This window comes from Pseudomonas sp. ICMP 10191 (assembly GCF_001467335.1).
Lineage (GTDB): Bacteria > Pseudomonadota > Gammaproteobacteria > Pseudomonadales > Pseudomonadaceae > Aquipseudomonas > Aquipseudomonas cerasi.
This window is the reverse complement of the sequence record NZ_LKGW01000171.1, coordinates 1-2,945: the sequence shown is the minus strand read 5'-3', so window position 1 is coordinate 2,945 and position 2,945 is coordinate 1. Positions and strand designations below refer to the sequence as shown.

General features: G+C 60.7%; 1 pseudogene. It reads right to left on the bottom strand.

Annotated features, from left to right (window positions below):
- Positions 1-2,945: pseudogene (locus tag AO388_RS25410) on the bottom strand (non-ribosomal peptide synthetase); the annotation flags it as partial.

Sequence of the window (2,945 nt, the reverse complement as noted above, 5' to 3'; positions counted from 1 at the left end):
TAATCATTGACCGACAGGCACAACGGGTAATTGGTGCGCTCGGAGCTGTCGAGCAGGCGCAGGCCCGGCCATTGCAACTGGCTGTCCTCACTCTGGTGCCGGTAGTTGAGCAGGCTGGAGAACAACGGCACTCCCGCGGCCACGCTACTGCAACGCTGAGCCAGGGCCAATGATGCCTGCTCGTGGCTCAGTAACTCGCTGAGATCACGGTGGGTGGCCATGACCAGTTCGTGGGCGCCTTGCGTGGCCAGTTGCACGCGAACCGGCAGGGTGTTCATGAACATGCCCATGGCTCGCTCGGCGCCTATCGTACCTTGCAGGCGGCCGGTGACCGCAGTGCCGAACACCACATCATCGCGACCGGTACAACGGGCCAGCACCTGGGCCCAGGCGACATGGAACAGCACCGCCGGGGACATGCCGCGCTCCCGGGCCTGAGTCCGGATACGTGCGCAGAGGTCACTGCTCAATGCCAGTTCGGCCTCTTCGACGTCATTACCGTCACCCTGAACTTCCAGCAGTTCGAACGGAGCGGTGGGTGAATCAACATCAGCCAGGCGGCGGGTGAAGTAGGCTTCGTGGGCACTTGAAGGGCTGGCGAGGGTCTGTGCGACAAACTCCCGGTAAGGCTGCGGTGGCAGCAGGTCTGCGCTCTGGCCGCGCATCAGCAGGCGAATTTCTTCGAGTATGAGTTCCAGAGTGACGTGGTCGCTGATCATATGGTGATCAATCAGCGCCAGTAGCCAACGATCCGAGTTTGGATCGCCAGCAATGTAGGCGAGCAGTAGCGGTGCCTGGCGCAGGTCCAGACGCAGACGACTGGGATCACTTAGACGATCCATCTGGCTGAATGCATCTTCATCGGGCGTCAGGGTGAGCGTATGTACCGGCAATTGCGCCTGGCGGTGCACCACTTGCACCGCTTGCGGCAGGCCGGTCCAATGCACCGAACTGCGCAGGACATCATGGCGGTCGATAACCGTTTGCAGGCTCTCAAGAAAAGCGTCAAGACGTGCACGGCTGTCGAACTCGATCGTCGAGCGCACAAGGTAGGCGTCGCGTTCATGATTCAGCAGGTAATGAAACAGGATGCCTTCCTGAAGCGGTGCCAGCGGATAGACGTCCTGGATATTGGCGGCTCCACCCGGAACGGCCGAGGTAATCAGTTCAATCTCATCAACGCTCAGTTCCACCAGCGGCAACATGTCTGGCGTTAATTGCGTGCAGTGGGCAGGAATGCGATTGGCCGGTGCCTGGAACAGGGGTTGTTTGTCCTGGCTGATAGCCAGAGCCATTTCACGCACGCTGGGCGCAGTGAATACAGTGTTTACGCTGAGATTCAGGCCCTGCTTGCGCAGACGGTCGATCAGCGAGACGGCCAGCAGTGAGTGGCCACCCAGTTCGAAGAAATGGTCGTGACGGCTTACCTGCTCGATGCCCAGCAGGTCTTGCCAGATAGCCGCGATCTGCGTTTCGGTTTCGCCTTGCGGGGCTTCATAGGCACGGCTGATCAGTGCATCGGCTTGTGGGGCTGGCAAGGCTTTGCGATCCAGCTTGCCGTTCGGCGTCAATGGCATTGACTCGAGTAGCACATAGGCCATCGGGATCATATAAGCCGGCAGTTGTTCCTGCAGCCAGTCGCGCAAGTTTTCGATGTCTACCGAAGCATGCTCTGCGATCAGGGTGTAATAAGCCACCAGACGTTTATCGCCCGGCACATCTTCACGAGCCGTGACCACCGCTTCATGAACCGCCGGGTGTTTGGCCAGCGCCGCCTCGATTTCGCCGATCTCGATACGCAAACCGCGAATCTTCACCTGGAAGTCATTACGGCCCAGGTATTCCAGCGCGCCATTGGACAGCCAGCGACCCACGTCGCCGGTTTTGTACAGGCGGGCCTGCGGATCGTTGGAAAACGGGTCAGCGATGAAACGCTCGGCACTCAGCTGCGGCTGGTTAAGGTAACCCCGCGCTACGCCGATGCCGCCAATGTGCAGTTCACCGGCCACGCCCAGTGGTTGCAGCTGGCCCAAGGCATCCAGCACGTGCATCTGAATGTTGGCAATCGGACGGCCGATGGGCACGCTTTCGCCCGGATCCGTCGAGCGGCATTCCCAGGCAGTAACGTCGATGGCCGCTTCGGTCGGGCCATAGAGGTTGTGCAGTTCAACGCCCTTGATGTGTTGCTCGAAGCGGCGCTGCAATGCACGAGGCAAGGCCTCGCCGCTGCACAGTACGCGGCGCAGTTGCGGGAAGTCGCGGGTTGAACGGTGCTCCAGAAATACATCGAGCATCGAGGGCACAAAGTGCAGCAGGGTGATGCCCGCGTCACTCATGACCTGTGCCAGATAGTCAGGGTCTTGATGGCCACCGGGACGCGCCATGACCAGTTCGGCACCGGCCAGCAGCGGCAGGAAAAATTCCCAGACCGACACGTCGAAGCCGAACGGGGTCTTTTGCAGCACGCGATCATTGCTGTCCACTTGATAGGCGTCACGTGCCCAGAGCAGGCGGTTAACGACTCCAAGGTGCTCGTTCATCACGCCTTTGGGCGTGCCGGTGGAACCGGAGGTGTACAGCACGTAGGCCAGGTGGTTTGGCTGCAAACCCAGGGCCTTGGCATCCGGATTAACGCTCGGCTGCTTAGCCATTTGCGCGAGGTCATCGCGGTTATCGAGCACCAGCACCGGAAGGTCCAGGGCAGGCAGGTTGTCGTGCAGATCCTTGCAGATCCTGAGTGGTCAGCACTGCCTGCGGCGAGCTGTCCTCAAGCATATAGGCCTGACGCGCGCTCGGCAGGTCCGGATCGATCGGCACGTAGGCGCCACCGGCCTTGAGAATACCCAACAGCGCCACGACCATTTCCGGTCCGCGACGCAGGCTGACCGCAACTCGCGTATCCGGCTCCACGCCCAGTTCGATCAGGCGATGGGCGAGCTGGTTGG